At 42.4% G+C, this 26,724-nt stretch carries 31 protein-coding genes and 1 tRNA gene; 13 read left to right on the top strand and 19 right to left on the bottom strand.

Annotated elements, in window-relative coordinates:
- Positions 1 to 9: 9 nt before the first annotated feature.
- The 4 genes from pyrG to QXI54_05385 all read right to left on the bottom strand — a co-directional run bounded on the left by pyrG (position 10) and on the right by QXI54_05385 (position 2,361).
- On the bottom strand, positions 10 to 1,608 hold the full coding sequence (gene pyrG, locus QXI54_05400; GenBank protein MEM0302586.1) for a CTP synthase (glutamine hydrolyzing): 1,599 nt from the start codon (positions 1,606 to 1,608) through the stop codon (positions 10 to 12).
- Positions 1,605 to 1,778 carry a methytransferase partner Trm112 gene (locus QXI54_05395; protein ID MEM0302585.1) on the bottom strand — a complete coding sequence of 58 codons (174 nt, stop codon included), beginning with the start codon at positions 1,776 to 1,778 and terminating at the stop codon, positions 1,605 to 1,607. The genes pyrG and QXI54_05395 overlap by 4 nt, the downstream gene beginning before the upstream one ends.
- 79 nt (positions 1,779 to 1,857) lie before the next feature.
- Positions 1,858 to 2,190: a YbjQ family protein gene (locus QXI54_05390; GenBank protein MEM0302584.1), complete on the bottom strand. Its 333-nt coding sequence runs from the start codon at positions 2,188 to 2,190 to the stop codon at positions 1,858 to 1,860.
- 9 nt (positions 2,191 to 2,199) lie between these two features.
- Positions 2,200 to 2,361, bottom strand: coding sequence for a hypothetical protein (locus tag QXI54_05385; protein ID MEM0302583.1), 162 nt, complete (start codon positions 2,359 to 2,361; stop codon positions 2,200 to 2,202).
- A 74-nt stretch (positions 2,362 to 2,435) separates the two neighbouring features.
- Between QXI54_05385 and QXI54_05380 the strand changes: the two genes are divergently transcribed.
- Together QXI54_05380 and QXI54_05375 are read left to right on the top strand one after the other, a co-directional pair.
- The gene (locus QXI54_05380) at positions 2,436 to 3,308 is read left to right on the top strand and encodes a thermonuclease family protein (GenBank protein ID MEM0302582.1); all 873 of its coding nucleotides are present in this window, start codon (positions 2,436 to 2,438) and stop codon (positions 3,306 to 3,308) included.
- A 69-nt stretch (positions 3,309 to 3,377) separates the two neighbouring features.
- The gene (locus tag QXI54_05375; protein ID MEM0302581.1) at positions 3,378 to 4,382 is read left to right on the top strand and encodes an outer membrane lipoprotein carrier protein LolA; all 1,005 of its coding nucleotides are present in this window, start codon (positions 3,378 to 3,380) and stop codon (positions 4,380 to 4,382) included.
- 15 nt (positions 4,383 to 4,397) lie between these two features.
- Here the strand turns inward: QXI54_05375 and QXI54_05370 are convergent, their stop codons facing one another.
- Positions 4,398 to 4,967 carry a hypothetical protein gene (locus tag QXI54_05370; GenBank protein ID MEM0302580.1) on the bottom strand — a complete coding sequence of 190 codons (570 nt, stop codon included), beginning with the start codon at positions 4,965 to 4,967 and terminating at the stop codon, positions 4,398 to 4,400.
- Positions 4,968 to 5,052: 85 nt separating this feature from the next.
- Between QXI54_05370 and QXI54_05365 the strand changes: the two genes are divergently transcribed.
- Positions 5,053 to 5,547, top strand: a complete 495-nt coding sequence (locus QXI54_05365) for a YkgJ family cysteine cluster protein (protein MEM0302579.1) — start codon at positions 5,053 to 5,055, stop codon at positions 5,545 to 5,547.
- Here QXI54_05365 and QXI54_05360 read toward each other — a convergent pair.
- From QXI54_05360 to QXI54_05350, 3 genes are read right to left on the bottom strand one after another with little or no spacing between them, the layout of a single operon-like run.
- Positions 5,486 to 6,154, bottom strand: a complete 669-nt coding sequence (locus tag QXI54_05360; protein ID MEM0302578.1) for a phosphoglycolate phosphatase — start codon at positions 6,152 to 6,154, stop codon at positions 5,486 to 5,488. The genes QXI54_05365 and QXI54_05360 overlap by 62 nt on opposite strands.
- On the bottom strand, positions 6,155 to 7,258 hold the full coding sequence (locus QXI54_05355; protein ID MEM0302577.1) for an alpha/beta fold hydrolase: 1,104 nt from the start codon (positions 7,256 to 7,258) through the stop codon (positions 6,155 to 6,157).
- Positions 7,248 to 7,796: a hypothetical protein gene (locus QXI54_05350; GenBank protein ID MEM0302576.1), complete on the bottom strand. Its 549-nt coding sequence runs from the start codon at positions 7,794 to 7,796 to the stop codon at positions 7,248 to 7,250. The genes QXI54_05355 and QXI54_05350 overlap by 11 nt, the downstream gene beginning before the upstream one ends.
- A gap of 118 nt (positions 7,797 to 7,914) precedes the next feature.
- On the opposite strand from QXI54_05350, the gene QXI54_05345 reads away from it, so the two are divergent.
- Positions 7,915 to 9,165, top strand: coding sequence for an OFA family MFS transporter (locus QXI54_05345; protein MEM0302575.1), 1,251 nt, complete (start codon positions 7,915 to 7,917; stop codon positions 9,163 to 9,165).
- Between the two features lies 1 nt (position 9,166).
- On the opposite strand, the gene QXI54_05340 is transcribed toward QXI54_05345, so the two are convergent.
- Positions 9,167 to 10,042 carry a malate dehydrogenase gene (locus QXI54_05340; protein ID MEM0302574.1) on the bottom strand — a complete coding sequence of 292 codons (876 nt, stop codon included), beginning with the start codon at positions 10,040 to 10,042 and terminating at the stop codon, positions 9,167 to 9,169.
- A gap of 92 nt (positions 10,043 to 10,134) precedes the next feature.
- On the opposite strand from QXI54_05340, the gene QXI54_05335 reads away from it, so the two are divergent.
- The 7 genes from QXI54_05335 (at position 10,135) to QXI54_05305 (ending at position 14,099) form a co-directional block, all read left to right on the top strand.
- A tRNA-Arg gene (locus tag QXI54_05335) sits at positions 10,135 to 10,206 on the top strand.
- A 154-nt stretch (positions 10,207 to 10,360) separates the two neighbouring features.
- Positions 10,361 to 10,816, top strand: a complete 456-nt coding sequence (locus QXI54_05330; GenBank protein MEM0302573.1) for a hypothetical protein — start codon at positions 10,361 to 10,363, stop codon at positions 10,814 to 10,816.
- 194 nt (positions 10,817 to 11,010) lie between these two features.
- Entirely contained in the window at positions 11,011 to 11,373 is a 363-nt protein-coding gene (locus tag QXI54_05325; GenBank protein MEM0302572.1) for a hypothetical protein, read from the top strand.
- A gap of 33 nt (positions 11,374 to 11,406) precedes the next feature.
- On the top strand, positions 11,407 to 12,651 hold the full coding sequence (locus QXI54_05320; GenBank protein MEM0302571.1) for a 3-isopropylmalate dehydratase large subunit: 1,245 nt from the start codon (positions 11,407 to 11,409) through the stop codon (positions 12,649 to 12,651).
- Positions 12,648 to 13,004, top strand: coding sequence for a Mov34/MPN/PAD-1 family protein (locus tag QXI54_05315; GenBank protein MEM0302570.1), 357 nt, complete (start codon positions 12,648 to 12,650; stop codon positions 13,002 to 13,004). The genes QXI54_05320 and QXI54_05315 overlap by 4 nt, the downstream gene beginning before the upstream one ends.
- A gap of 23 nt (positions 13,005 to 13,027) precedes the next feature.
- The gene (locus QXI54_05310; protein MEM0302569.1) at positions 13,028 to 13,237 is read left to right on the top strand and encodes a hypothetical protein; all 210 of its coding nucleotides are present in this window, start codon (positions 13,028 to 13,030) and stop codon (positions 13,235 to 13,237) included.
- Between the two features lies 1 nt (position 13,238).
- Complete coding sequence (locus QXI54_05305) at positions 13,239 to 14,099, top strand: DUF89 domain-containing protein (protein MEM0302568.1); 861 nt, start codon at positions 13,239 to 13,241, stop codon at positions 14,097 to 14,099.
- 5 nt (positions 14,100 to 14,104) lie between these two features.
- Here the strand turns inward: QXI54_05305 and QXI54_05300 are convergent, their stop codons facing one another.
- From QXI54_05300 to QXI54_05255, 10 genes are all read right to left on the bottom strand, one after another.
- On the bottom strand, positions 14,105 to 14,284 hold the full coding sequence (locus QXI54_05300) for a hypothetical protein (GenBank protein MEM0302567.1): 180 nt from the start codon (positions 14,282 to 14,284) through the stop codon (positions 14,105 to 14,107).
- Between the two features lie 2 nt (positions 14,285 to 14,286).
- A complete protein-coding gene (guaA, locus tag QXI54_05295; protein MEM0302566.1) occupies positions 14,287 to 15,231 on the bottom strand; it encodes a glutamine-hydrolyzing GMP synthase in 945 nt (314 codons plus the stop codon).
- A gap of 158 nt (positions 15,232 to 15,389) precedes the next feature.
- Complete coding sequence (locus QXI54_05290; protein MEM0302565.1) at positions 15,390 to 16,034, bottom strand: diphthine--ammonia ligase; 645 nt, start codon at positions 16,032 to 16,034, stop codon at positions 15,390 to 15,392.
- Between the two features lie 60 nt (positions 16,035 to 16,094).
- Positions 16,095 to 17,300 (bottom strand): CoA transferase, encoded by a 1,206-nt coding sequence (locus tag QXI54_05285; GenBank protein ID MEM0302564.1) that lies wholly within the window; start codon positions 17,298 to 17,300, stop codon positions 16,095 to 16,097.
- A complete protein-coding gene (locus QXI54_05280; GenBank protein ID MEM0302563.1) occupies positions 17,293 to 18,609 on the bottom strand; it encodes a CoA transferase in 1,317 nt (438 codons plus the stop codon). Before QXI54_05280 ends, QXI54_05285 begins: the two co-directional genes overlap by 8 nt.
- Entirely contained in the window at positions 18,606 to 19,310 is a 705-nt protein-coding gene (locus QXI54_05275) for an ABC transporter ATP-binding protein (protein MEM0302562.1), read from the bottom strand. The genes QXI54_05280 and QXI54_05275 overlap by 4 nt, the downstream gene beginning before the upstream one ends.
- On the bottom strand, positions 19,310 to 20,038 hold the full coding sequence (locus tag QXI54_05270; GenBank protein ID MEM0302561.1) for an ABC transporter ATP-binding protein: 729 nt from the start codon (positions 20,036 to 20,038) through the stop codon (positions 19,310 to 19,312). The genes QXI54_05275 and QXI54_05270 overlap by 1 nt, the downstream gene beginning before the upstream one ends.
- Before the next feature lie 9 nt (positions 20,039 to 20,047).
- Positions 20,048 to 21,121, bottom strand: a complete 1,074-nt coding sequence (locus tag QXI54_05265; protein ID MEM0302560.1) for a branched-chain amino acid ABC transporter permease — start codon at positions 21,119 to 21,121, stop codon at positions 20,048 to 20,050.
- Positions 21,122 to 21,127: 6 nt separating this feature from the next.
- A complete protein-coding gene (locus QXI54_05260; protein MEM0302559.1) occupies positions 21,128 to 22,009 on the bottom strand; it encodes a branched-chain amino acid ABC transporter permease in 882 nt (293 codons plus the stop codon).
- A gap of 278 nt (positions 22,010 to 22,287) precedes the next feature.
- Complete coding sequence (locus QXI54_05255; GenBank protein ID MEM0302558.1) at positions 22,288 to 23,946, bottom strand: long-chain-fatty-acid--CoA ligase; 1,659 nt, start codon at positions 23,944 to 23,946, stop codon at positions 22,288 to 22,290.
- A 124-nt stretch (positions 23,947 to 24,070) separates the two neighbouring features.
- Here QXI54_05255 and gyrB point away from each other — a divergent pair, with 124 nt between their 5' ends.
- Both gyrB and QXI54_05245 read left to right on the top strand, forming a co-directional pair.
- Positions 24,071 to 25,960, top strand: a complete 1,890-nt coding sequence (gene gyrB, locus QXI54_05250; GenBank protein MEM0302557.1) for a DNA topoisomerase (ATP-hydrolyzing) subunit B — start codon at positions 24,071 to 24,073, stop codon at positions 25,958 to 25,960.
- On the top strand, positions 25,953 to 26,717 hold the full coding sequence (locus QXI54_05245) for a HesA/MoeB/ThiF family protein (GenBank protein ID MEM0302556.1): 765 nt from the start codon (positions 25,953 to 25,955) through the stop codon (positions 26,715 to 26,717). The genes gyrB and QXI54_05245 overlap by 8 nt, the downstream gene beginning before the upstream one ends.
- The last annotated feature ends 7 nt before the right edge of the window (positions 26,718 to 26,724 follow it).

The following is a 26,724-nucleotide window of genomic DNA, read 5'->3' as shown; positions in this document are numbered from 1 at the left end:
ATATAATCCTTATCGAACCCTTGACATCTTTTCTATTCTGAAATCCAACACAGCCTTAACAAATCCCAAAAATGGGGGAGAGGGCGAGAGCGGTCGAGACTTAAATTCAGGATGGAATTGTGTCGCAAAGAAAAATCGATGACTCGGAATTTCAAGTATCTCCATTCTTCGCTTATTGTCAGACCACCCGCTGAAAACAAGGCCTTTGCTTTCAAGCAAGGGTATATAGTCTGGGTTCACTTCATATCGATGCCTGTGCCTTTCATAGACTTTTTCCCTGCCATAAAGTCGGTGAGCCATTGTTCCCGGCTTTATCGTCACTTCTATTTCCCCAAGTCTCATAGTTCCACCGAATTCTCTGATCTCTTTCTGCTCTGGGAGCAGGTCTATAACACAATGCTCTGCCTTGTCAATTTCAGAACTGTTGGCGTTCTTAAGATCACAAACATTTCTCGAAAATTCGACCACAGCAAGCTGAAAACCAAAACAAATGCCAAGAAAAGGCACGTTTTTCGTTCTTGCAAACTCTATTGCCTTTATTTTTCCCTCTGCTCCTCTTTTACCAAAACCGCCAGGCACTAAAATGCCATCATAATCAAGCTTTACTTCCCCCTTTTCAACCTTTTCACTGTCGATCCATATGCAGTTTACCTTACAGCCCAAATGTATCCCGGCGTGCTTCAAAGCCTCTTTTATGCTCAAATAAGCATCCTTAACGTCCACGTATTTGCCCACAATTGCTATATCGACTTCTTCTTTTAACTCTCGCATTCTTTTAACGAATTCTTCCCATTCAGTGTCCTGCTTTCTTTTTTCAAGCTTCAACTTCCGCAAAATAACATCATCAAGCTTCTCCTCCTTAAACTTCAGCGGAACTTCGTAAATGTCGCAGTCCTCGTTGCTGATCACCGCCTCAACTTCTACGTCGCAGAAGAGTGCGATCTTCCTCTTTGTCGATTCTTTTAGCTTTTCTTTGCATCTCCCAACGATCACGTCAGGATAAAGCCCGAGTTCCCGAAGCTCCTTCACGCTGTGCTGTGTCGGCTTGGTCTTTTGCTCCCCGCCTGCATCGAGTGGAATCAAAGTGACGTGAACGAGCAAAAAGTCCTCTTCTCTCTCCTCAATTCTCATCTGCCTTATCGCCTCAAGGAATGGCATGCTCTCGATGTCTCCCACGGTGCCTCCGATTTCAATAAGACAGATCTCGGCGTTGTTCTTTTTTGCAACTTCCCTGATCCAGGACTTTATCTCATCCGTTACGTGAGGGATTATCTGCACCGTCTGCCCAAGGTATTCGCCACGTCTTTCCTTCTCAATTACACGGCGGTAGATCTTCCCAGTGGTGATGTTGTGATCTCCAGTTAGCTCCATGCCTATGAAGCGTTCATAATGCCCGAGATCAAGATCTACTTCGGTGCCATCTTTGAGCACGTAAACCTCGCCATGCTGGAAAGGATTCATCGTGCCTGCGTCGATGTTTATGTAAGGGTCGATCTTTATAGGAACAACTCTATAGCCCAGATCAACGAGAAGTCTGCCTATGGAAGCTGCAGTAATTCCCTTGCCAAGTCCGCTCATCACTCCGCCAGTAACGACAATGAACTTCATAACTGTGGTAGCAAATTAGGAATTCCGTCTTCAATCGGATAGGAAACATTACACTTCCTGCAGATGAGCTTTCCAGAAATTATCTCGTTTTGATCTTCCTCAAAAACCTCCAAATCGAGATCGGATTTGCATTTAGGACATGCTAATATGTCGAGCAGTGATCTTCTCATATTCCTGTTAGAAAGCGGGGGAATATAACGATTTCTATCCGCTTCCATTCTTTAGTCTAAAAAATAATTTTGGGCACATTCAATATTTCTTTTTCAGTTTAACCGCAGTTCCATAAGCCAAAAGCTCCGCTGCTCCCGCCATGGTTTGAGAAGTTGCAAATCTGACGTTTAAAACAGCATCCGCTCCAAGCTCCTTTGCATTCTTGATCATCCTGTTCAGAGCTTCTTTTCTTGCCTCAGACAGCATTTCGGTGTATTCCTGAATTTCACCGCCAACAATGTTCTTGAAAAGCGCTGAGATGTCTTTGCCGATGTGCTTCGCTCTGACTGTATTTCCGAAAACAACTCCTATAACACTTTCAATCTCAAAGCCCGGCACGAAATCGGTCGTGGTTATGATGATCTCTTCCATAAGATCACCTCATGGTTTTTCAATGATCTCTTCTCTATGCCTAAATAAAATCAACGCCAAACCAATGGCGATCAGGGGAACAGAATATAACAACGTGAGGGGCAAAAAGAGGGGCAGAAGCAAAAAGCCAAGAATTATGAAAGCCAGACCCCACTTAGTCTGAGAACGCATATCGCTTCTTTGCAAAGCTTGCAAATTAATTTTTTCATCATAAAGGATATATTCCCCTATACCGGAATTATTCTGTGCGAATCACTCTGCTGATCCTTGCAATCATGCTCTGTTGCTGTTTACAGCAAAAAGCATCAGAAGTAGTTCCGCAAATTCCAGAAGATCCCCAAATACAATCTCCCAACACACAGCTTCCAGTAATTCAAAAAGCCACTGAAGAAAAGCTCTATGTTTCAAGAGTCATAGACGGAGATACATTTGAGCTTTCCAATGGTGATAGAGTTAGACTTATTGGCATAAATGCCCCTGAAAAAGGTCAAAAGTTCTATGAAGAGGCAAAAAACAGACTTAAAGAACTAATCGAAGGAAAAGAAGTTGTCCTTGAGAGAGATGTGGAAGACAGAGACCAATATGGCAGGCTTCTAAGATACGTTTTTGTAAACAACACCTTTGTGAACTTAATCCTTGTCCAGGAGGGACTTGCAAGAACTTACTTCGTCGGAGAGAACAGAAAATACGAAAAAGAACTACTTGAAGCGGAGAAACTCGCAAAGTCGCTACAGCTCGGCATTTGGAAGAAAGCAGAAGGTTGTGGGGATTGTATAGGCATTGCCTACTTTAAATGGAACGCAGAAGGAGATGATTGCGTCAATCTAAATAACGAATACGTGGTGTTCGTAAACAACTGCCCTTATTCTTGTGAGCTTACAAATTGGACAGTTAGCGATGAATCTTCGCGAAAGCCTTTTGTATTTCCCGAATTCGTGCTGGAAAGTGGTGGAAAAGTAACGCTTTACACAGGTTGTGGAATAAATACTAAGCAGAGCCTATACTGGTGCTCTACTGGCTACGAATGCAATGCTATATGGAACAACGAGGGTGACACGCTTTATTTGAGAGACTCAGCGGGCAATCTTGTGCTTGTGTATGCTTACCATAATTCCTAATTTGTTATATGTGGACAGAAAGCAAAAATTATAAATGTTTGTTAGCTATTTACAAATTGAGGTGATTGTGTGAGGTTGGAAGTGCCTTTGACTATAGTTCTCGTGGTTTTGCTCCTTGGCTGTGCTGAAATGACCGCTGAGCAGATTGCAAAAAACATGGAGGAAAAATATCGTTCCATTAAGGACATACAGGGGGAATACACTGTGACAAGTTATTACGGAAATGAGATTTTCAGTCAAAGTTGGAAAATATGGACCAAAGAGAACAAAATGAGGCAAGAGAACGACGAGATGCTTATGGTATCTAATGGGGAGATTTCATGGATATATGACAAGAAAAAGAATGAAGTGATCAAGATTACAAGCACTTCTGAGTTCGAGGAGTTTTTCAAGGAGGCTTTTAGCTACAGCCGAATCATCGAGGAGTTGCTGGAGAATTATGATTTAAAGGCACTGGGCAGTGAAAAAATTAACGGGAGAGACTGCTATGTCATAGATGCGAAACCAAAGGCGGAGAATATTCTTGGCATGAAACTGAAAATGTGGGTAGAAAAAGAGTTCTGGTATCCGATAAAGATCGAAATGGAATTCGACGTGCTTGGCAATAAATCGAAGTCAGTAGTGGAGTATAGAAATTTAAGTTTCAACTCAGGAATTAGCGATGAGCTATTTGAGTTCACTCCCCCGCCAGAAGCGAAGATCTCGGAACTTAAACTCCAAATGCCAGCCAAACTGACAATTGAGGAAGCAAAGCGTAACGTCGACTTCGAAATCTTGGTTCCTAAATACACAGCTGAATATGAATTTGATTATGCGATGGTTTCCGAGCTCGATGAAGAAGTTTCATTGCTTTATAAAAAAGGAAATAGCTATCTAACGATCGTAGAATCTCGCAACGAGACTTTGCTGCCAGATTCCAAGATCGTAAAGATTGGCAAAGTTGAAGGCAACATTTCGGATTTATACGGATTTAAAACACTCCAATTCAAATGCAAAGATATTTACATTCGAATTTCATCTGAGCTAAGCGAAGAAGATCTGATCAAAATCGCAGAGTCGTTTGAATGTAATTAGCCTCTTAAATTTTTATTAGAGCTTTGAATTCGCTCTCAGGCGAGCTTCAAGCCATTTTCTTAGCCAGATGTTCTCTATTGCATTCAGAGAATCCAATATTTCTGCTCTAAGGTCTAATTTTTCTTTGTCTGAGATCTCAACCAAAGCCAAGCATCGATAGTAAGCATCTGGAATTCTCCTCGCAACTTTTAAGTTTTCTGGAGATCCAAGCTTCTCTGAGACCCTTTTCATGCTCGCAGAAGCTATTTTCTTGTCTTTGATCTTTTCAGAATAATTGAAATTGCAAGTTCTTTCAAAAAGTGACACATAAGCGAGATCTCGCTTATAGGGGTCTTTTATGCTATCTGCTAAGTCCAAACCGCTGATCTCGACAATTCTCAGGTAATCGGTATCGCTTCTGGCATTCTTAATCGCTTTATCTAAGAAATCCTGCCTTTTGGAAATCATGTAGAGGTTTAAAAAAGCCATAACCTTTGCTTCATGATCCTGAATGCTTTCAGCGAGCTTTTCAGCCAATTCTAAATCTTTTTCAGCGATCTTAACGACCTCTTCTGCGAGCAGATTATCTTCAAGCTTTTTGTCCATAATCTTACTTCGCGTGATAAGATAAAACTCTATCCCCTCAAAAGTTTTTGAATAAGAAATTTAATCTCAGACGTCAATTAGCTTTATGCACGTGCCATGGAGGCTTGTAGCTTCCTGGCACTGCGAAGCTTGTGGGGATTGTTGCAAGGAGTATCGGGTGAGGCTGAGAGCATACGAATATTTGAAGCTCAGAAATACTGGCTTCATCGAGGAAAGAGCGGGGAGGTTTTACATAAAAAAGATTGGAAATCTTTGCCCGTTCCAGCGAGGAAATCTTTGCTCCTTAGGTAATCTTAAGCCAGTAGCTTGCAAGCTATATCCTTTCTCGGTTCTAAAAAAAGGTGAAGAAACCGCTTTATTCGAATTCGAAAATGAGGAATTCTTCGTTTACGTTGATGACTTCTGCAAAAATGTCCGTCTGAAGAGGGATTTGAGACCATCCATGGAGCTTCTGCCAAAAATAGAAGAAGCTATCGAGATAATTCTCGGTAAAAGATTAGAATTAAACCTTTTGACAGCTAAATTAGCCTCAGAAACTCAAGTGCTTCAACAACCCCGTCGCCATCGTTTGACGGTGTGATAAGATCTGCAAGTTCCTTTAGCCTTAGATCAGCATTCCCTACCGCAATCCTGAAGCCAGCTACTTCAAACATCTCTATGTCATTTTCAGAATCGCCAATGACCGCAAAATCCTTCGTGTCAATCTTCAAATGTTTGGCTATGAACTCCAGTGCTCTGCCCTTGCTAACTTTAGCATCCGCAATGTGATAGGCAAAGCCAGAGTCGAGAAGTCTGACATCGAAATCTCTTAGGATCTCTCTCGCCTTTTGAATGTCGAAATTTCTTCTCATGCAAACCTCTGATTTGCGATATTCGAAGTCTAATAGTTCAACACTGAAGTGCTTTTTGAGTTCCTCAAGAGCCTTCAGGCATTTTTCTTTGTTTCCAAGGATTATGTCCTCGCCATCGTAGCTGAATCGCACAACTCCGCCGTTTTCGCAGATAACGATATCAGAGACGCCAATCACCTTTGCAACCGCCTTGGCGAAGCATGGAACGTTGCCAGTCGCAAGGATCACCGGGATCTTCAGCCTCCTCAGGGCTTCAACTGCTCTTAAATTTAGTGCCCGTCTTCGATCCGTGATCGTGCCATCTATGTCTACCGCTATAGCCTTTGGTTTGAACATTCAGATCTCTTTTGTCTTCTTTAAGCTTCCGCTTCTTTCTGCAAGCCACTTCGCGACTTCATCCCACAAAGCCATTCCTCGACGTGAAACCACAAGTCCAACATGGCCAACGTCAGCCTTGAAAACTGCCTTGTCTTTGCTTCCGATTACATCCAAGAATTTCAGCGTGTTTTCTGGTGGTGCCAAGTGATCTCTTAAGCCAACAACAGCTGCGGCCGGCATTGTGATCTTCTTTGGATCAACTCTCTTTCCCTTAATGTAGAGCTTTCCTTCCGCAAGCGCGTTGTTCTGGTAAAGCTCCTGGTTGTATCTCACATAAGCCCCGGGAGCAACATTAACACCATCGTGGATCCAGCGTTCCATTCTGAAGAAGTCATCTATGAATTCCTCATCCTCAGCATTCATGAACAGGTTGATGTATTTGCCAAAATAGTTGCCCCAAGGTTCGAGGATCTTGAATCTCTCAGTCAAAAACCATGAGGGCACATAACCAAAGGGCGCAACAATTTCTTCGGGATTGAAGAATCTTTTATCTGAGAGAGTCATGAGTCCGCCAATTTTCTTGTCGAAGTAAAGGGTTGAGGCAAGGAAGATTATGTTCTTCACGTTCTCGGGATAAAGTGCGGTATACATTGCACTCATTCCGCCACCCATGCAGTAGCCGAGGATCGAAACTTTGTTTGAATTTGCATCTCTCTTGACGTCTTCTACAAAGTCAGCAAGGAAAATGTCGATGTAGCTGTCCAAAGAGAACTGATCCGCAATCGTAGCATCGCCCCACTTGATCATATAAACGTTAAAGCCCGCTTCGAGCAGTTTTCGCACCACACTTCTCTGCGGCGTCAGATCAAGAATGTATGGCTTGTTGATCAAAGCGTAAACGATCAGCAATGGCACTTCGTATTGCTTTTCTGTTCTTGGCTCATATCGATAAAGCTTTACTCCGTCGTCTGAGGAGATCTCAACTCTTGGTGTTGCTCCAACTTCAACATCTGGGATTAGATAAGGCTTGTCCTCGGTAATTGGCAGAAAATTAGAATTCTTTATAAACCACTCGGTAAGCTTTAAAGCCCTTCTGTAATTCCTAAGCACCTCACTGAACATTGGAAGCACCTCCTTCTTTTTCAAGTTTTTCAATCTTTTCCTTTAAAACCCTAATCTCCTCCAGTATTTTCCTTGACTCCTTCTTTATGTCTCCTTTAAGATCCACATAAGCTTCAGAAAGGGCAATCACGTCTTTTCTCGAGACCATTCCGAGAGAATGCAGAATAGCACTTGTAAAGTTCTGCAAATTCAGCAAGGTTCGCATGTAGGCACTGTTGATCGCATTAACCCATGCAGAAACAACTGCGTTGTCCATATACTCTGCATAGATCTCCTCAATTCTCGCCATTGCATTTCCTATGGATCTTGCAATCTCCTCGGCGTCTCTCTTCGCAAATGCTTTTGTTAAGTCATTTAAAAAGCCCCAGTAGGCTTTGTTTAGCTCAAAAATAAGCTTTACACTATTTTTATAAAATTCATTCAATTCCTCTTCTGTAAGCTCCTTAAAATAAGTCCTCGGATTCGTCACCGTTAAAAAGAACTCATTAAAAGCTTTTGCGGTTTTGAAAACCTCTTCAAAGTATTTTGAATCCATCATATTTAAGAATACTCCAGTTAAAATTTAAACTTTTCTTAATCAAATAATTGTGAAATTTAAAGTCGGAAACCTTAGTTAAATTTTTATCTTACTGCAATTTTAACAATTGGTGCGATCAATGGATCAATTCTCCAAGCCGGAAGCTGAGGGGAGCAGGTGGTTCATAGTTATTTCTGGGCTTATCATAAACCTTTGTCTCGGTTCAATTTATTCATACAGCGTTATTCAGGTGCATTTAAGGAAGCTGTTCGAAGATCTTGGGCTCAGGGTTTCTGCAACTGAGATGCAGATCCCATTCATCGTCTTTCTCTTGTTCTTCGCAATTACAATGCCGATAGCGGGTAAGTATATAGAAAAATTTGGTCCGAGAAAGGTTGCATACTTCGGAGCAATTTTAGTCGGATTGGGGTGGTTTTCAGCCTCATTTGCATCTTCTCCGCTCGATTTAGCGGTTTTATATGGAGTTATAGGCGGTATTGGCGTTGGAGTTGCATACAATTGCCCTATTGTGTCAGTTGGAAGATGGTTCCCCGATCGAAGAGGTTTAGCTCTTGGTATAACGTTGTTCGGCTTTGGGGTTTCTGCAGCCATAATCGCTCCTGTTTTTGACTTCTTGGCAGTTAATTTTGGAGTAATTTTGACATTTAGGATTCTTGGAGTTCTCTTCTTCATTCTAATTTTGCTTTTTGCCACTTTTTTAAGCTTTCCACAAGAAGGATGGAGACCTGCGGGGTGGACAATGCACGAGGAGAAAAGAAAAGTGTTTATGGAGCTTAGAAGAGAAGAAATGATCCGAACAAGGCAATTTTATGGATTGTGGGCATCTTTTATGATTGGAACTTTAGCGGGACTTATGGCAATAGGCATATCAAAACCCGCAGGGCTTGAAGTCGCTCAAAACGCGGGAATTGGCGAAGCGCAAATCTCAATTCTGCTCACCGCTTTGATCGTTCCATTTGCCCTATGCAATGGGATTGGGAGACCTCTTTTTGGATTCATTACAGATAAAATCGGAGTTATGAGAACCGCTATTCTCTCCTTCTCTTTGATCTTTCTTGCTTCCCTGAGCATTTTCCTCAATCCCACATCTATTATTGCATACACTCTTTCCTTTGCAATTTTATGGCTAAATCTTGGAGGCTGGCTCGCGATAGCTCCAACAGCCACCGCATTTCTTTTTGGAACAAAAGACTACGCAAGGAATTACGGTATTGTTTACACAGCCTATGGAGCGGGAGCAGTCATTGGTAACCTTCTTGCGGGTCAGTCAAAGGATCTTTTTGGAGCCTACCTCATGGTATTCCCATTTGTGGCACTATTGGCTATTCTTGGAATATTTGTTGCTCTTACAGGCCTGAGGACGAAATAATTCAATATCCTATATCTTTTATCCATTTCTTCAGGATTTCAGCAGAATTCCTCAGCTTCTCCAAGTCCTTTTCACTCAGCTCAAGCTCAACCACTTCAGCACCATTTTTGCTTAGCCTTGCGGGAACTCCAAGGGCTACATCTTTTATCCCATACTCCCCGTTTAGCACAACACTCGTCGGGATGATCTCGCCTGTGTCCTCAACAACCGCCTTAACCATTCTGTAAACTGCTGTGCCGGGCCCATAAACAGTTGCTCCTTTTCTCTTGATAACTTCTGCAGCGATCTGCCTTACTTCCTTTTCAACCTGCTCCCAGTTTGCCTTAACTTCCGCAAGGCTTTCTGCGATGAACATGCTGTCTCCATGCTCTCCAATGATCCAAGCCTTTCCTGATCTTATTCCAATCGAGTTCAGTCTTTGCATAAGCCTTGCAGAGTCAAGCAAGCTCCCCATTCCAAAAACCTCTTCACGCTTCTTCCCGCTTTCCCTCCATGCGACATAGGTCATGAGATCCATCGGATTCGTCACGACAAGGATCTTGCTCTCCTTAGAGTGCTTTACAATGTTCTTAACAACTTCCCGCATAACTTCAACGTTCTTCGTTGCAAGATCCAGCCTCGTCATTCCCGGTTTTCTTGCAAAGCCAGCAGTTACAACAATCACCTCGGAACCTTTAAGCAAAGAGTAATCAGTTCCGCCAACGATTTTTGGGAATTTGCCAAGCAACGCACCCGCATGAGATAGATCGATAGCCTCACCAACAGCCAAATCTTCTGCAATGTCAACCAAGGCAATTTCGTTGAGATCCATGTTTGTAAGGCAAGCATAAGCAGATAAACTTCCAACTCTGCCCGCACCAACAAAACCTATTTTCATACTTCGAGTTCTCTCCGAAGCTTTAAATTTTTAGATTTTCATCTCAAGAGGAAAACATTAAAGTGTTGCATCTTTGACTTTTTGTGTCTTAAGCCCCCGTGGGGTAGCGGACATCCTGGAGGCCTTCGGAGCCTCAGACCCGGGTTCGATTCCCGGCGGGGGCGCTTTAACTTATTCTAAATACCCATATAGATTTTTTAACTTTAGGGATTTAGATATCTCAGAAGAATTCAATAGCAATGAGCTCATTTTTATTCCTACGGCTGAACAGAGAAGAAATCGAAAAATATATATCCTATTTTTTAAAAAGTTAAAAACATGAGTAATGCGGTAAAATTAGTTATAGGATTTGCCGTGCTTATTTTTTGTTTAGTTCCGATAATACCCGTTGATGTGACATATACTGCAGTAGAACCCTATTATAGAGAGTGTCAGTATGAAGTTGTTTCTGCAACTCTGAGGCAGAGCTGGGATTTGTCTAGAGGAGTCTATCATATATCGGAGATTACGATTAAGAATATAGATTCCTCCGGAGGAACCTTTACAGTAACACATAAACTATATGATATCAAAGGGTTGTATGGGACTAAGATTACCAGCGAATATTTATCTCCTGGGCAGACTAAGACTTTTAGGGCTGAGTTCGATACACGGTGGCTTCAGGATGTAAGGGGCGAATATTCGGTTTCTGCTCCAACAATTATAGATCAGAGACTAGTAACTAAGCATAATACAGTATACAAGTCGTTAATAGGAATTATCGTTAGCAGGTAGTTGAAGATGTTTCCGTTCCTTAAGCAGCTTATTCTTTGCTTATCCTCCGAAATTTTTTAAATAGCAGGGAATAGGGTGTTTGAAGATCAAAATGCCCCCCCCCTTCTACCTTTTATTTTTCGTAGTCTGTAGTTGAGTTTTTAGTTGCATTTTTAATCCCACAAAGGGAATAGGAACCTATAGAGATCGAGGCTATGGCTATAGAAGAGATCCCAAAGAGACTTGAGGAATTCAAAGAGCTGAAAAAGAATCTGGCTTTAGACCTGTCTGGCGAGCTGAAGACATTGCTGACTCTCTCAAGATCGTTCAAAAAAGTTTATTCTGTCGTTAGCGATTTCAGAAGAGCTGAAGAGCTTTTCAAAAGCCTTAAAGAGCTTGGTGTTCAAAACGTTGGAATAATAGTATCTGAAAAAATCCCAGATTTTGAATTTCGTTTTAATCTCTCAGTTTCTTTTGATAATCTGAATGAAACGGAGCTTGAGAGGCTGAGGAGAATTTCAGAATTTGTTTTGCTGATCAAAAGGGAATGCTCTGAAAAAGACAGCAATTTATTTTAACTGCCTCACACTTTGGGCAAAGAGGTGTAAGACATGAAAACTCTTGCGGAGAAGATCCTTAGCGAAAAATCCAATCAAGATGCCTTTGCTGGCGATATTGTGGTAGCAAAGATCGACCAGATCGCTTTGCAGGATGGCACCGCCCCCTTGGCGATCAGACAGCTCATGGAGATCGGAATATACAAAGCGGTTGACAAAGCTCACTTCTTCATCGATCATGCCGCTCCTTCGCCAAGAAGAGAGCTCAGCAATGACCAGAAGTTCATATATGAGTTTGCAAAGAAGTTCTCCGCGGATTTTAATCCACCGGGCGAAGGAGTGATTCATCAGCTTATGGTAGAGCGATATGCAAAGCCTGGAGAGCTTATAGTCGGAGCGGACAGCCATACATGCACCTACGGAGCCCTTGGGACTTTTGCAACTGGAATGGGCTCGACAGACATAGCGGTTGCAATGGCTCTCGGCAAGAACTGGTTCAGGGTGCCAGAAAGCATAAGGGTTGTTTACAGCGGAAAAATGTCAAAAGGAGTTTTTGCAAAGGATCTGATCCTTTACCTCATAGGCAAGATCGGTGCGGATGGAGCGGATTACAAGGCTCTCGAGTTTCATGGAGACTGTGTGCAGAACATGAGCGTTGAGGAAAGGCTAACAATAGCGAACATGGCAATTGAATGTGGTGCAAAGGTCGGGCTTTTTGAGAGCGACGAAAAAACAAAGGCTTTTCTTGCAGATATGGGCAGAGAACAGGACTTCAGGCTTATAAAAGCAGATCAGGAAGCGGATTATGAGAAGGAGATCCACATAAATGCCAACGAAGTCCCGCCAGTGGTTGCAAAGCCTCATTCAGTTGACGCGGTTGTGCCAGTCGAAGAGGTTGCTGGCACTCCAGTTCATCAGGTTTTCTTGGGAACTTGCACAAACGGGAGAATCTCGGATCTTGAAATAGCCTACAGATTGCTTAAGGGTAGAAAAGTCAAGGAAGGGGTTCGATTCATAGTTGCTCCCGCAAGCAGAAGGATCTACCTGAAAGCAATCGAGAAGGGAATAATATCAGCCCTTGTGGAAGCGGGAGCATTAATATTGCCCCCGGGCTGTGGGGCCTGCGTTGGAATTCACCAAGGCATTCCCGCTGACGAGGAAGTCTGCGTTTCAACGCAGAACAGGAACTTTAAGGGCAGAATGGGGAATCCAAATTCCTACATATACCTCGCTTCACCTGCAACAGCGGTTGCGAGTGCTTTAAAGGGCGAAATTGCAGATCCAAGAGAATTTCTATGAAAATAAGCAGAGAGTTGCTAAAAGAAATTCTTGCGATAGCCAAAGAGTCTTACCCGAATGAGTTCATAGCATTGCTGTCTGGCAAAAAGGATCTGATCGAGGAACTCGTTTTTTTGCCTTTTATGGCTGGAGAAAGATCCGCGTTGATTCACTTGGACATGCTCCCATTGGGCGTTAAAGTCCATGGAACAGTGCACAGCCATCCATCGCCGTGCTGTGAGCCAAGCGATGAGGACTTCTTTCTCTTCACACGCTACGGAAAATACCATATAATCGTTTGCTACCCATTCACTATGAACAACTGGAAGTGCTACAACTATAAAGGCGAAGAAATTGAGCTTGAAGTTGTTTAGGAAGGCTTTTAATTTATGAAGTGGTGCTAAATGTGGGTATGAGTATGAACACCGAGAGATTTTCCAGGCTTCTTGAGCACTGGATCGAGCACAATGAGGAGCATCTTGAGAAATATAGGGAGTGGGTTGAGAAATTAAAGGATCACCCAGAGATCGTTTCAATGCTGAAAGATGCTATTGGGAAATTTGAAGAAGGGACAAGGATTCTGAAGGAGATCAGCAGAAGGATCTAAAATGAAGATCCATCCGATCTGCCCTTCGTGTCTTCTTAACAGAGTTTACTATGAGGCGAAGCTTGTAACAGATGACAAGAAGTTGATCTCGAAGTGCGTCAGCGAGGCTTTGAAAATTCTGAATGAAGAATATCCCAATAGCCCGGTAAATGCTCATTTAGCCACAAAAATTCATAGAAGGATTTACGAGATCCTCGGAAGCGAAGATCCCTATCTGGAGCTTAAAAAAAGAGCAAACGAAAATTCAGCGAGGATTGCAGAAATAGCAGAAAGGATCGTAATGGAGTCAGAAGACCCTTTCAGGGTTGCTGTGAAATCCGCTATAGTTGGAAACGAGTTCGACTTTGGTGTTCTTGGGCATAGAATTGCTGAAAATTTCGAAGAGTATTTTAGAAAAAGATTGAATGAGCCTTTAGCCATAGACGACGTTGATAAAATCCCAAGGCTTGCTGGCAATGTGGTTTATTTAACAGACAACGCTGGCGAGATCTTCTTCGACAGAATTCTAATGAAACAGCTAAAGAAATTCTGCAAAAAACTTACGGTTGTCGTCAGAGGAAAGCCGATCTTGAATGATGCTACGCTTGAAGACGCCAAAATTGCGGGAATTGACAGAATTGCGGACGAAATACTGACAAACGGAAAAGGAGCCATAGGGATCATAGTAGAAGAGCTTCCTGAAGAAACTCTTTCAAGACTCAGCGAAGCGGATCTTATAATAGCCAAGGGTATGGCAAACTACGAATGCCTTTCCGAAGCGGAGTTTAAGCCGATTGCCTTTTTGCTGATGGCCAAATGCGAGCCAATTGCCGAGGATCTGGGCGTTAAAAGGGGCGAGATGGTTGCAAAAGTGGTTGAATAAAATATTTAGCATTTATAGTGTCTTCTGTAGCTAAGAACTCCGTCGATCTTTACCTTTGACTCGTCTTCGACTTTAACGATCAGATCGTAGTTGTAGTAAACCTCCCAAACCTCCTCGCAAATTGCTTTAAGCTTTTCTATGATCTCCTCCTTTCTCGAGGTGTCGATCCAAAGCTCAAGATACATTTTTACTCGAATTCGATCGTAGCGGGAGGTTTGTCGGTCACATCGTAAAGAACTCTCGTGATCTCGGGAACTTCTGCGGTAATCCTTTGTGAGATCTTTCTTAGCCTTTCATAGGGAATTTCCACGAATTTTGCGGTCATCGCATCTTCGGAAGCTACAACTCTAACAACGAGAATGTAGCCGTAAATTCTCTTTCCATCCTTTACTCCAGTTGCCTTCAGATCCAGCAGAACCGCAAAGTTCTGGAAAGACTCGAGATCATTTGTTTCTTCCTCAACGATCTGCGTTGCATTTCTTAAGATCTCGAGCTTTTCCCAAGTTACTTCTCCAACGATCCTTATAGCCAATCCTGGCCCGGGAAATGCTCTCCTTTCCGAGATCTCCTTTGGAATTCCGAGCTTTCTTGCCACTTCTCTTACCTGTGGCTTATAAAGATCCTTGATCGGCTCAATCACTTTGAAGCCATACTTCGAAGTGTCAATTCCGAGTTGCTCAAGCACGTTGTGCTGTGTCTTAACACCTCCGACTGTTTCAACGATGTCCGCAGCAATCGTGCCTTGCACAAGATATTTTGCGTTCATTTCTCTCACAAGCTTGCCGAGAACTGTGTAAAAAGCCTCTCTGAATGCTTTTCTCTTCTCTTCAGGATCAACTTTGCCTTTTAAAGCTCCAAGAACTTCTTTTTTTGCGTCATAGATGAAAGCATCAAGCCCAAGTTCTTTGAGTATTTTAACCACGCTTTCTGGCTCACCTTTCCTTCTTAGCCCGTCATCGATGAAAACCGCCTTTATTGGTTTTCCAAGAGCTCTTGCAACGAGCACAGCTGACACAGTGCTGTCAACCCCGCCCGAGCAAGCTGCCAAAACTTTACCGCTTTCTTCAGGGCTCAGAATTTTCCTTATTGACTTTATATTCGCTTCGATGTATAAGTTTGGATCGAAATTCATGCTTCCCCTTCGCAAGGCTGATTAAAAATTTTTGGTGGCTTATTTCGCATTCCATCCTTTAAGCCCTAATTTAATCTTTGGAACTTCTGAAGAGCTTTTTCAACACTTCTTTATAGGCAAGGTATGAGAAAAAGCAAAAATTGAAAGCCAAAAAGATTCTAAACCTCAATCTCGATAAAATTGTATCCTTTTCTTTGCCTTATCTCCCCGAACTTTAATTTAAGTGGTTTTTTAAACAGTGGACCATCGTAAACGAATGTATGGAACTCACCATTCTCCCCACAAACATCTACTGATCTTTTCTTCATTTCCTCAATAAAACTCTCATCGATCTCTTTCCCAAGCCATTCCTTCCCCAAAATGCTCTCCTTTACTGAGCAAACAACCGCACGAAATCCCGCATTTATAAATTCTCTAACGATCTCTTCTCTTTCCATCTTCCAAAGAGGTAGAAGAACTGCTATTCCAACCGATCTACAAACCTTTTCGATCCATTCCCTGTGCACCTCGAGATCTATGTCTCCAAAGACACCATGAGTAAAACCCTCTGATTTTAGTCTCAGCAAAGCTTCCTTGTAATTCTTCTCGTAGTCCCCCCAAGATGTTTTTATTTGCATTATATCAATTCCAATAGCCTCAGCCTGCTTTTTCAGGACTTCCGCACGAATTCCGTGTGAGCGGGAATACAAGCCATCTTCTGTTATCGTGTTCAACAGTAGCTTAACCTCAGCTCCGCTCTGCAGAGCTTTATAGAGAGCCAGACAGCTATCCTTACCACCACTCCAGGAAGCAAAGGCTTTCATAACTCAAATCTCTTTAAGAATTAAAAACTTTTTGCTATAAAATCAAATAAAATTGAAAAATTAGGACTTCTTCACTTCTTTGCCCAAAATCTTCACGATTCGCGGTGGTGTTTCGGACATCTTTATTGCAGTATTTGGAACCAGAATCTCTTTTCCATTAGGGCTGAAAGAGATAAATGTATTTCTGATCTTCCAGTGCTGATCCTTGAGGACTTCCTGCAATCTGTTTAGCTTTACTATGACAGGGGCTCCAAGAAATCTCCCTATGAGCTTACTCCTTGATTTCTTTCTCGCTTTTGCCACCAGTTCTTTAACAGTATACTTCTGTAATTCCTTGTTAAGCTCCTCATCCAGTGTTTTGATCTTAACAGGATCATCCGAAATTCTATCAAGGGAATATCTCCAGTCCGGCTCCAAATCCCACCTCTTGATAATCTTTAGCAATGCTCTAAAGTCAGGATCCGTGGGGGTTGCCAGTGCTATGTAGCCATCCTTTGCTTTATAATACCCAAAGGGATACAGGATGTAATCCAGAGTCCCGTATCTCGTTCTCGATTTATCAAACAAGAAGCCTACTATCGTCGGAAACGCGTGGACTACTGCGAGTGCATCATGAGTGGCAACGTCAACGAATTGCCCTTTTCCACTCTTTTTCCTTTCAATTAAAGCAAGCATGGCCCCAATTGCTGCATTAACTCCTGCCATCGCCCAAGCTGCCCATATCCCGGCTCTCAATGGGTAGGAATATTTCCCAGTAAGGTAGGGATTTCCTATTAGACTTGGGTATCCGTTATAAGCCTGAGCAGTTAAATCTGAATCGGGAACATTAGCAAATTCCCTTGCTTTTTGAGTAAAATGCCCATAGGGAGAAACCGCAACGTATATAACGCCCGGATTTTTTTCAGAAATCTGTCTGTAACCAATGCCAATAGAATCCAGATATCCTGGCTTCATTCCATCGATCACAATGTCGCAGGACATGATCTGTTCTTTCACTTTTTCATTGAATTTGACAAACTCCTTATTTCTGCTTTCCACAAGCAGTGGAATCCCACACCCATTTACTTCTACTCCATATGGGCTTATCTTCTTTGGATCATCATTAAAATCCACTCTGATAACCTTTGCTCCAAATTCAGCAAGCAATGAGCCAGCTATTGCTCCTGCAAAATTTTCTCCGGCGATTTCTGCAACTTTTATGTCCTCTAAAGCAAACGGTTTATTGTCTTCAGCAAATAACTTCATTAAAGTTTCATCTCTACTCATCTCTCTCACCTCTGAACACCGGGTCTTTTTCCGCATCCCATATCGGCGGGGGAGCACAGCCAGGCATTTCATCCCAGTAGCCTATCACTCCCTCCTCTTCGAGCTTCTTTATTTCTTCATCGCTCATACCAAGCCATTTCTTTAGCACAAGCCTGTTATGGTAGCCAACCGGTCTTGCAAGCCACTTGATCTCTCCTGGAGTCGCACTCATCGCTACAAAAGGTCCTGGAACTGGGATTTCGCCATATAGACGGTCCAAAAGCTTTACTATACTCTTTCTTTCCCATCTCCAAGGATCTCTGTAAACTTCTACATCCCCCAACACTGGTGAAGCCGGAAAGCCAAGTTTCTTGGAGAGTTCAATTATTTCATCCAATTTGTGCTTTGAAACCCATTCTTCAAGGATTTGATTAAGCTCCCTGATCTTTTCTTTTCTCAATCGATTCTCACCCTTTAATCCCTCAACTACTGAGGAAAGCGCCTTAAACTGTTCATCGGTCATTATTGCTATGGCAACGAATTTCTCATCCAGAGTTTTAAAGATCCCGGATGGACTAGCACATGGGTCTATATTCCCAGTTTTGCCGATTTCTTCACCAGTGAGGCTATAGTAGGATATGTCATACATAAATCTGAGTAGACTCTCTGTTTGCGATACATCGATATACTGTCCTTTGCCAGTCTTCTCTCTGTAGTAAAGGGCATTGAGCACTGCAAAAACGACCATCATCGATGGAAGATAATCCCCAAAGTAGTCCGGCAGTTTGTAAAACTCGTCTACGTCTTCCCAGCCGGTTTTCACAGCTAAGGAAGCGACTCCCTGCGCTGCAACATCAAAACTCGGTGACCTGCTCAATGGTCCAAATTGTCCAAAACCGGAACAGCTTACATAGATAATTCTTGGGTTCACTTTACTTATCTGTCCATACCCAACACCCATTAAGTCTGCCAGACCTGCTCTAAAGTTCTCTACAAAAACATCTGCCCTTTTTGCAAGCTCAAAGATTATTTGCCTCGCCTTTGGATTTCTCGCATCTGCAGCTATGAAATACTTGTTCGCATTCTGGATTCCATAAACCAGATTTGTTCTGTTGTAGTATCTTCCAAATACTGCTGCAAGCCTGTAACGTTCTCCTTCCCCTGGTGTCTCTATTTTAACTACTTCTGCGCCGAACTGGGCTAAAATTCTGCCTACGTTAGGTCCAAAGACGAAGTGCGTAAGCTCAACAACTTTAAGTCCCTTAAGAGGTGGTTCTCTTTTCTCTCCTTCCCTAAATAAAGATTCCACATAACTGAAATAGTCCCTCATAGGCCCAAATACACCCTCCTAACTTCCTCATTCTTTGCCAACTCCTCACTTGCCCCTTCCATCCTTATTTTTCCGTTCTCTATGATATAAGCACGATCGCTTATCTGGAGAACTCTCCTCGCATTTTGATCTGAAAGAAGTATTGTTATCTTGTTTTCGTCTCTAAGAGACTTTATAAGCCTATATACTTCCATAGAAATCTTTGGAGCCAAACCTAAACTTGGTTCATCGATTAATAGGAGTTTTGGAGATGACATCAAAGCTCTGGCTATCGTGAGCATCTGCTGCTCCCCACCACTTAGTGTTCCAGCCATTTGCATTCTTCTTTCCTTTAATCTTGGGAATTTTGAATATATAAATTCCAAAGAACTCTTTCTTTTCTTCCAAGCTTCACCATTTATTGCTCCCATCAACAGATTCTCTTCAACCGTAAGATACGGAAAGAGCTTTCTACCTTCAGGTGCTATAGTAACACCCTTTTTTATAATTTCGTAGGTAGGTAAATTCATTATATTCTCCCCATTCAGTGTTATCTTTCCCTTTTTTGGCCTTACAGCGCCAATTATAGAATTCATTATCGTGCTCTTTCCTGCCCCGTTTGGCCCTATGAGTCCAACTATTTCTCTTTTTTCAACTTTGATCGATATTCCATCCACAGCCAGTATTTTTCCATACCAAACCTGTAGGTCTTCAACGCTCATCATACTTCTTCCTCTCCTATATAAGCCTCAATAACCTCAGGCTTTCTAACAACTTCTTCCGGCTTTCCATCAGCTATGAGCTTTCCATAGTGCATCACAAGAACTCTTTCCGCGGATCTCATTAAGACTTTGAGCACGTGCTCGATCCATATAATCGTAAGATCAAATTCGTTTCTTATTCTGTTTATGAGCTTCGAAACGCTCTCAGCCTCCGCAGGGTTTAATCCTGCCATTGCCTCATCTATAAGCAAAAGTTTTGGTTTTAAAGCAAGAGCTCTCGCAAGCTCGAGTAGTCTCAGCTCGTAAATTGCTAAGTCCGCAGCTAAAACGTCTCTTTTCTTCAGCAATCCAAAAAGATCAAGATAATAGATTGCTTCAGCTCCCGCTTCAGTCATCGTGAGCTTTTTACCCTCTTTGCTCCCGAGGATTGCGTAAAGAACGTTCATGTGAGCGGTCATGTTTGGAATCAATCTCGGATTCTGGAACGTTCTTGCTATTCCCAGTTTTGCTCTCTCGTGCATCTTCTTCTTTGTTATGTCTAACCCGTTGAATTCGATTTTTCCGCTATCCGGGGAATAAAATCCAGAAATAAGATTAACCAATGTGCTCTTTCCTGCCCCGTTTGGCCCTATGAGTCCAACTATTTCTCCTTTTTCGATTTTAAAACTCACATCGTTTACTGCGATAATTCCTCCAAACCTCTTTGTTAAATTTGACACCCTAAGCATTTGACCACCTCAGACCTGCCTCCTAACCCTAATGCTTGGCTCGTATTCTCTATACCTTCTCTTTCTGTAAAGACCCCAGAATCCCTCTCTAAGGAAGTAAAGTAGCAGTAGCAGAATTAAGAACAGGGCCACGACTGATAGCTCGCCAAAAGTCACTCTCGTCACTTCTCTTAGAGTTGCAACTATGTATGCGCTAATAACAACTCCATAAATTGCACCCTTGCCCGCCAGCGTTGCGGTCAGAAGCACCATGATAAGAAAAGACGGAGTTAGCCATGCTGCTCCTGTGAACGAACCCTGATAATGGGCCAAAAACCATCCTGAAATCGCCATCGCTCCACTTGTAAGTGTAAATATTATGATTTTTATTTGATTGACGTTTATTCCGTATGATCTGGCAACGTCCTCGTCCTCGTTTATAACACCCATCATGAAGCCGTATCTCGATCTGAGGGTTCTATCCACAAAGAACACCAAGGCCAAGGCGATTGCAAGCGAAATGTAAACAAAGATCATAACATCGAGAGTAACGTTGCCCGTTGTCGGAAACATGAGTCCAACGTTTGGAATTCCCGTTTCAGCACCGAAAATGTCGGAACGCCAGTAAGTAATCTCCGCCAAGATGAATGGTAAGAGCAATGTTATCAGGACGTAGTAAACTCCCCTCGAAATTATCGTTATTGGGCTTATCGCCAAGGCGATCAATGCACCCAAAAAGAATGCAGCTGGAAATGTCAATGCTGGGCTGAGTCCATAATCTCTGCTCAAAAGTGCCGCAGTATAACCACCCACCGCCAAGAAGAAGTGCGGGCCAAAGCTTAGACGGCCAGTGCCAATGGTTTGAAGATTAAACGGCACGGCCATCATGATCAACAGGTTTGCAAAGATTAAAGTCGATAGCAGAGCAATTGGCTGGTAGTTAAAAACCTCTGTTGCCAGCACGTAAATGATAAAGGGTATAGAAAGCCATATAATTAGCCCTATTATCGGGTTTCTCCAGTATCTGGGTTCTACTGTCCATTCGTATTTTCTTCCAAATGTATGAATAATTATTCTACCCCTTCTCGCCTCAAACTTTACCATTACGCATCACCATATAGTTTCTGCTCTTGCCAATCCCTTCGGACGAATGACCAGCACAATCATAACCACAACCAACGCAACCAGAAGCATTAACCTTGGATCCAGCAAGAAGCCCACTATAGCCTGGATGAAACCTATGATGTAAGCTGCCATAATGCTTCCCTTAAGGTTTCCAAGCCCACCAAGAACCGCAACGAGTATTGCTATTGTGAAAACTGTCCACCCAATGTATGGATTCAGTGCCCATATTGGGGAGATTAGCAGCATTACGATCGCTGGAGGTATGGAAGCGATTACCATTGCTAGTGCAAAAGTCCTGTTAAAGTTTACTCCAACGAGCTTCGAAGCAAACATGTCCTGACTTATGGCTCTCATGATGAAACCATTCTTCGTCTTTGTGAAAAATATCAGGTATATTGCCAGCAGACCAAGCGATACCAGAGCGGTGACTACATACTGCCCCGGAACATTTGCCTCACCGAATGGGACAAGCTCATTGTAAATCGTCGTTGGTATATATACCCCTACGATTTCTGGATAAGCATAACCAATGAGTTCTTCAACTATCACAAAAACCGCTACGAGTGCTGCAAGCATGTAATCCTCAAGTGCGGCAAACTTCAGTATTACTGCTCTATAAACAACGTAAGTGAAGGCCGCCACAAGAACTATGGACAACAAGATAGATTCCAATAGCCCAAGACCGATGTCGTTCCAAAACATCCATGTCCCGTAGACTGCGATTAGAAAAATCGCTCCGTATGCCAAGTTGAATACTCTGAGAACTCCTGTAGTTATTGTAAATCCCAGCGCCATCCCCAAATACATGGATCCGTTTACGAAAGTATATGCCAATATGAGAGACAGGACATCCAACACCCTAACCACCCTCCTCTATTCCTTTAATCACACCGAATCTCTTATCTGAATCTGATTTCAGCAACACGAATATTTGGTTTTGGAGTAGTATTTAAAAATTATGCTTTTTTCATGTTTATTTATTTTTTTATACTGGATTTGGAGTGAGATTTTGCCATTTCAGGCTCTCTGCGGGCACCTTACTGGAGATTACAATTCTAAGTATGTCTAATATTTATCAAATAGCCTACCATGTCCCTGTTTATTATTATAAACATTATCATCATCTTATGCCATCCAAATTAAAATTATTTTATGTAGATGTCTCTATATTTTTCTCGAAGAACTCGCTTGTTTATTTTTCCGACACTTGTTTTGGGAATTTCTTCTACAAAAAGAATCTTATCTGGCAGTTGCCATCTTGCAAACCTCTTAAGCATGTGCTCCCGGAGTTCAGTTTCAATCTGATCTTTCGCCTTGTTTCTGTATGGGCTCTTTAGAACTACCAGCGCAAGAGGTCTTTCTCCCCACCGAGGATGCGGTATGCCTATAACCACTGCCTCATAGACATATGGATGACTCATAAGAGTTTTCTCGAGATCCACACTTGGAATCCACTCCCCACCGCTCTTTATTATGTCCTTTAGCCTATCCACTATGTGGAAATAACCCAATTCGTCTATAGTTCCGGCATCTCCACTCTTCCACCATCCGTCTTCAGTCACACTTTCCTTTGTCCTTGGATCATTATAATACTCCTTTATAATCCATGGCCCGCGAAGCCAAAGTTCTCCAACACTCCTACCATCCCATGGGAGTTCTTTTCCCGTGCCAGGTTCAACAAGCTTCGCCTCAACTCCAAAAACGAACAATCCCTGCTTTTTCATGTGATTAAATCGTTCCTCTTCACTCCTCATCATTATATGGGGCTTTGGAATGTTTGCAGTTGCAAGTGGTGATGTCTCGGTTGCACCGTAAGCGTGGATAACTTTCGCCCCAAGCTCCGCATAGCTTCTGATCATTTCCAGCGGAGGTTCTGTTGATCCGCTAATCAGCCTAAGCTTTTCGAGTCTTGTGCTTGGAGCAATTCTTTTTAGAACTTCCAGAATTGGAGAGAGAATTGCTGGAGCTCCGGAGGCTATTGTGACTTTTTCATTGAGTAATATGTTTGTTAAATGCACGGGATTATATAAACCCGGGAGGATTAACTTTGCACCAACCATTGGACATGCAAGGTGAGAAGTCCAGCCGTTAACGTGGTAGAATGGCACAATTTGAAGGTAGACGTCCAGTGAGTTTAAATTAAAGATGGCGGCAGATGTGAGTGCCTGCAAAATAAGAGCTCTATGTGAATAAAAAACACCTTTTGGATTTCCCGCTGTTCCAGCGGTGTAGCATGCGGTGGCTGCGGATTTCTCTTCGATGTCTTCCCACTCTCTCCTCTTTGGATGCTTGGCAATGAGTTCCTCATAATGGTAAAGAGGTTTCAGTTTGGTTTTGATCTCCTCCAAACTCTTATCGCTCATGAGCACGTAGAGATCGAATTTATGCTTCTCTGCAAGTCTTTCTGCCAGCTCCACAAGAGTATCGTCGAAAAACAGCGCTTTCGCACCAGCATGATCCACGATGTATGCTAGCTCGTTTAAATGAAGTCTGATATTTAACTGCACCAAAACCGCTCCAATTCCAGAAACACTGAAATAACTCTCAAAGTATCTATGGTCGTTCCATCCCAAAATTGCAACCCTGTCCCCAGGCTTAATTCCAAGCTCCTGAAGTGCGTTTGCCATTGCACAGACCCGCTCATATATTTGCATATAGTTGAAAGTGTGAACCTTTCCGTTCTGGAGAGTTCTATAAGAGACCACCTCAACTTCATCGTGAACTTTTGCAGCATGCTGAAGAATCTTATGTAAATTAAGCTGGTATTCATCATTCATCGTGGAAGGAAGACCTTTCAGCACCATGTTTTAACTTAAATTATAAGTATTAAAAAATTTCTCTTTGCTTGATCTTCGCAAGTCCTAATTTAAAAAAACTGAAATCCTCAAAAACCTTATTAATCGAAAAACTACATTTTTTGTGGATAAAATGGATGCTGAAACTTTAAACAGAAGCAATTACTCTGCAAAAGACATTACGGTTCTTGCAGATCTCGAAGCTGTTCGAAAGAGGCCCGGAATGTATATTGGGAACACAGGAGTCAGGGGTCTGCATCACTTGCTATGGGAAGTTGTGGATAACAGTGTTGATGAGGCAATGGCTGGATTTTGTAAAAATATAAAGGTCACACTTCACAAAGACGGCTCTGCGAGTGTTGAAGACGATGGAAGAGGAATTCCAGTAGATCTCCATGAAACAGGAAAGCCCGCTCTTGAAGTTGTAATGACAAAACTCCATGCAGGTGGCAAATTCGGAAACAAAGTTTACAGAGTTTCCGGTGGACTTCATGGTGTGGGTGTTTCAGTTGTAAATGCCCTTTCAGAATGGCTCGACGTTTGGGTTAAACGAGACGGCAAGATATATTACCAGAGATACGAAAGGGGAAATCCCAAAACTGAGATTAAAGTTGTGGGAGAGAGCAGTGATACAGGAACAATTGTCAGATTCAAGCCAGATGAGGAAATATTCGAAGTGACAGAATTTAACTACGAGATCGTTTCTCAGAGGTTGAAGGAGATTGCGTATCTCTGCAAAGGTCTTAGAATAACACTTATAGATGAACGCACTGGGAAACAGGAAGAATATCACTTTGATGACGGTATTTTGGGGCTTATAAGACACATGAACAGAAAGAAAAAGACTTTTCATGAGCCAATTTATATCGAGAACTCAAAAAACGGGATACTGATTGAAGTGGCAATCCAATTTGTTGATTCTGAGATTGAGACCATAATGGCTTTTGCCAACAATATAAAAAATGAGGAGGGGGGAACGCACGTAATTGGGTTCCGTGCAGGCTTAACACGAGCGATCAACGAGTATGGTAGAAAGAACATTAAAAAATTCGAAACCATAGCTGGGGCTGAGATCAGAGAGGGCTTAACTGCAGTTATAAGTGTTAAAGTCCCAAATCCACAGTTTGAAGGTCAGACGAAGAATAAACTCACAAATGCAGAAGTCAAAACAGCAGTTGAATCCACTGTTTATGCCGGGATGCTCAAGTGGCTTGAAGAGAACACAAAAGAAGCTGAAAGTTTAATTAATAGATTTTTAATTATAAAAAGAGCCAGAGAAGCAGCAAAAAGAGCAAAAGAACTTGTAAAGAAAAGAGAGGACGTTTCCATCACCTTGCCAGGTAAACTTGCAGATTGCTCATCAAAGAACATAGAAGAGAGAGAGATTTTCATTGTAGAGGGTGAGAGTGCTGGTGGTTCAGCCAAACAGGCGAGAGATAGGAGGTTCCAGGCAATACTACCAATAAGGGGTAAGATCATAAATGTTGAAAAAGCTGGAATGGTCAAAATACTTAAGAATGAGGAGATTAAAGCTATAATTTCTGCAATAGGTGCGGGAATCGATAAGAACTTTGATCTGAGCAAGATGAGATACAGCAGGGTTATTATAATGAGCGATGCGGATGTCGATGGACTGCACATAAGAACCTTGCTTCTTGCTTTCTTCTACCGCCACATGAGGCCTCTTATTGAAGCTGGCAGATTATACATTGCACAGCCTCCGCTTTACGGTGTAAAGAAGGGAAACAAGACCTATTACGCTTACAATGAGTTGGAGCTTAACAGACTACTCGAAAAGCTTGGAAATGCGGAAGTTCAAAGATACAAGGGTCTTGGAGAGATGAATCCAGAACAGCTATGGGAAACTACAATGGATCCGCAAAGGAGAATAATGATTCAGGTAAAAATTGAAGATGCTAAAAGAGCGGATGAGCTTTTCAGAATATTGATGGGAGAAGACGTTGAAAGCAGAAAGAATTTCATAATTGCCCACTCGAAAGAGGTGAAGAACCTCGATGTTTAGCTTTGAGAGATATTCAAGGCAGATCGAGATCTTCGGTATTGAGGGTCAGGAGAGGTTGGCGAAGGCTTCTGTTCTTGTTGTGGGTGCGGGTGGTTTGGGGAGTGCGGTTATTCAGTATTTAGCTTCCGCGGGCATTGGAAGGCTCGGAATAGTTGATGGCGACATAGTTGAGGACTCAAACTTGCAGAGGCAAACGATACACGCGGGAAACGTTGGAATGAACAAAGCAAAATCTGCTGGAGCTTTTGTAAAAAAGCTAAATCCTGATGTCGCAGTTGATATATATCCCTTTGATTTAACTCCTAAAAATGCAATCGAGCTTTTAAAAAACTATGATGTTGTAGTCGGCTGCCCTGACAGCTTTAAAGTAAGATACATTTTAAATGATGCTTGCTTTTTGCTGAAAAAGCCATTTGTTCATTCTGCAGTTTATGCTTTTGAGGGAGAGCTGTCCACATTCCATGGAAGCCCATGTTATCGCTGTTATTTGCCAAAAATGCCACCTGCAACTGGTAGAGCAATAATAGGAGCGGTAGCAGGAGTTTTTGGATGCCTTCAGGCTTTGGAGACCATAAAGCTCATAACTGGTTATGGAGACATTTTGAAAGGTAGAATTCTGAGACTCGATGCTTCTACTATGAGCTTTTTTGAATTCAACTTGCAGAAAAGAAAAGAATGCCCTGTGTGCAACGAAGAGCTTAAAGGAATTTTCGAAGAGAACTACATTGGAGATTGTGAAATCGTAAGACTTAAATAAGCAATCA

It is taken from the genome of Archaeoglobaceae archaeon (assembly GCA_038734275.1).
Lineage (GTDB): Archaea > Halobacteriota > Archaeoglobi > Archaeoglobales > Archaeoglobaceae > WYZ-LMO2.
This window is presented reverse-complemented; position numbering and strand designations above follow the sequence as displayed.

Coding starts and splice junctions, on each gene's coding strand:
- QXI54_05275 (MEM0302562.1), bottom strand. CDS start 19,310: ATGAGCGTTGAAGACCTACAGGTTTGGTATGGAAAAATACTGGCTGTG.
- QXI54_05315 (MEM0302570.1), top strand. CDS start 12,648: ATGAAAATAAGCAGAGAGTTGCTAAAAGAAATTCTTGCGATAGCCAAA.
- QXI54_05340 (MEM0302574.1), bottom strand. CDS start 10,042: ATGAAAATAGGTTTTGTTGGTGCGGGCAGAGTTGGAAGTTTATCTGCT.
- QXI54_05395 (MEM0302585.1), bottom strand. CDS start 1,778: ATGAGAAGATCACTGCTCGACATATTAGCATGTCCTAAATGCAAATCC.
- pyrG (MEM0302586.1), bottom strand. CDS start 1,608: ATGAAGTTCATTGTCGTTACTGGCGGAGTGATGAGCGGACTTGGCAAG.
- gyrB (MEM0302557.1), top strand. CDS start 24,071: ATGGATGCTGAAACTTTAAACAGAAGCAATTACTCTGCAAAAGACATT.
- QXI54_05265 (MEM0302560.1), bottom strand. CDS start 21,121: ATGGTAAAGTTTGAGGCGAGAAGGGGTAGAATAATTATTCATACATTT.
- QXI54_05355 (MEM0302577.1), bottom strand. CDS start 7,258: ATGTTCAGTGAGGTGCTTAGGAATTACAGAAGGGCTTTAAAGCTTACC.
- QXI54_05300 (MEM0302567.1), bottom strand. CDS start 14,284: ATGTATCTTGAGCTTTGGATCGACACCTCGAGAAAGGAGGAGATCATA.
- QXI54_05350 (MEM0302576.1), bottom strand. CDS start 7,796: ATGATGGATTCAAAATACTTTGAAGAGGTTTTCAAAACCGCAAAAGCT.
- guaA (MEM0302566.1), bottom strand. CDS start 15,231: ATGAATTTCGATCCAAACTTATACATCGAAGCGAATATAAAGTCAATA.
- QXI54_05345 (MEM0302575.1), top strand. CDS start 7,915: ATGGATCAATTCTCCAAGCCGGAAGCTGAGGGGAGCAGGTGGTTCATA.
- QXI54_05370 (MEM0302580.1), bottom strand. CDS start 4,967: ATGGACAAAAAGCTTGAAGATAATCTGCTCGCAGAAGAGGTCGTTAAG.
- QXI54_05330 (MEM0302573.1), top strand. CDS start 10,361: ATGAGTAATGCGGTAAAATTAGTTATAGGATTTGCCGTGCTTATTTTT.
- QXI54_05270 (MEM0302561.1), bottom strand. CDS start 20,038: ATGCTTAGGGTGTCAAATTTAACAAAGAGGTTTGGAGGAATTATCGCA.
- QXI54_05385 (MEM0302583.1), bottom strand. CDS start 2,361: ATGCGTTCTCAGACTAAGTGGGGTCTGGCTTTCATAATTCTTGGCTTT.
- QXI54_05390 (MEM0302584.1), bottom strand. CDS start 2,190: ATGGAAGAGATCATCATAACCACGACCGATTTCGTGCCGGGCTTTGAG.
- QXI54_05255 (MEM0302558.1), bottom strand. CDS start 23,946: ATGGTGCTGAAAGGTCTTCCTTCCACGATGAATGATGAATACCAGCTT.
- QXI54_05360 (MEM0302578.1), bottom strand. CDS start 6,154: ATGTTCAAACCAAAGGCTATAGCGGTAGACATAGATGGCACGATCACG.
- QXI54_05305 (MEM0302568.1), top strand. CDS start 13,239: ATGAAGATCCATCCGATCTGCCCTTCGTGTCTTCTTAACAGAGTTTAC.
- QXI54_05320 (MEM0302571.1), top strand. CDS start 11,407: ATGAAAACTCTTGCGGAGAAGATCCTTAGCGAAAAATCCAATCAAGAT.
- QXI54_05280 (MEM0302563.1), bottom strand. CDS start 18,609: ATGAGGGACTATTTCAGTTATGTGGAATCTTTATTTAGGGAAGGAGAG.
- QXI54_05290 (MEM0302565.1), bottom strand. CDS start 16,034: ATGAAAGCCTTTGCTTCCTGGAGTGGTGGTAAGGATAGCTGTCTGGCT.
- QXI54_05285 (MEM0302564.1), bottom strand. CDS start 17,300: ATGAGTAGAGATGAAACTTTAATGAAGTTATTTGCTGAAGACAATAAA.
- QXI54_05245 (MEM0302556.1), top strand. CDS start 25,953: ATGTTTAGCTTTGAGAGATATTCAAGGCAGATCGAGATCTTCGGTATT.
- QXI54_05325 (MEM0302572.1), top strand. CDS start 11,011: ATGGCTATAGAAGAGATCCCAAAGAGACTTGAGGAATTCAAAGAGCTG.
- QXI54_05365 (MEM0302579.1), top strand. CDS start 5,053: ATGCACGTGCCATGGAGGCTTGTAGCTTCCTGGCACTGCGAAGCTTGT.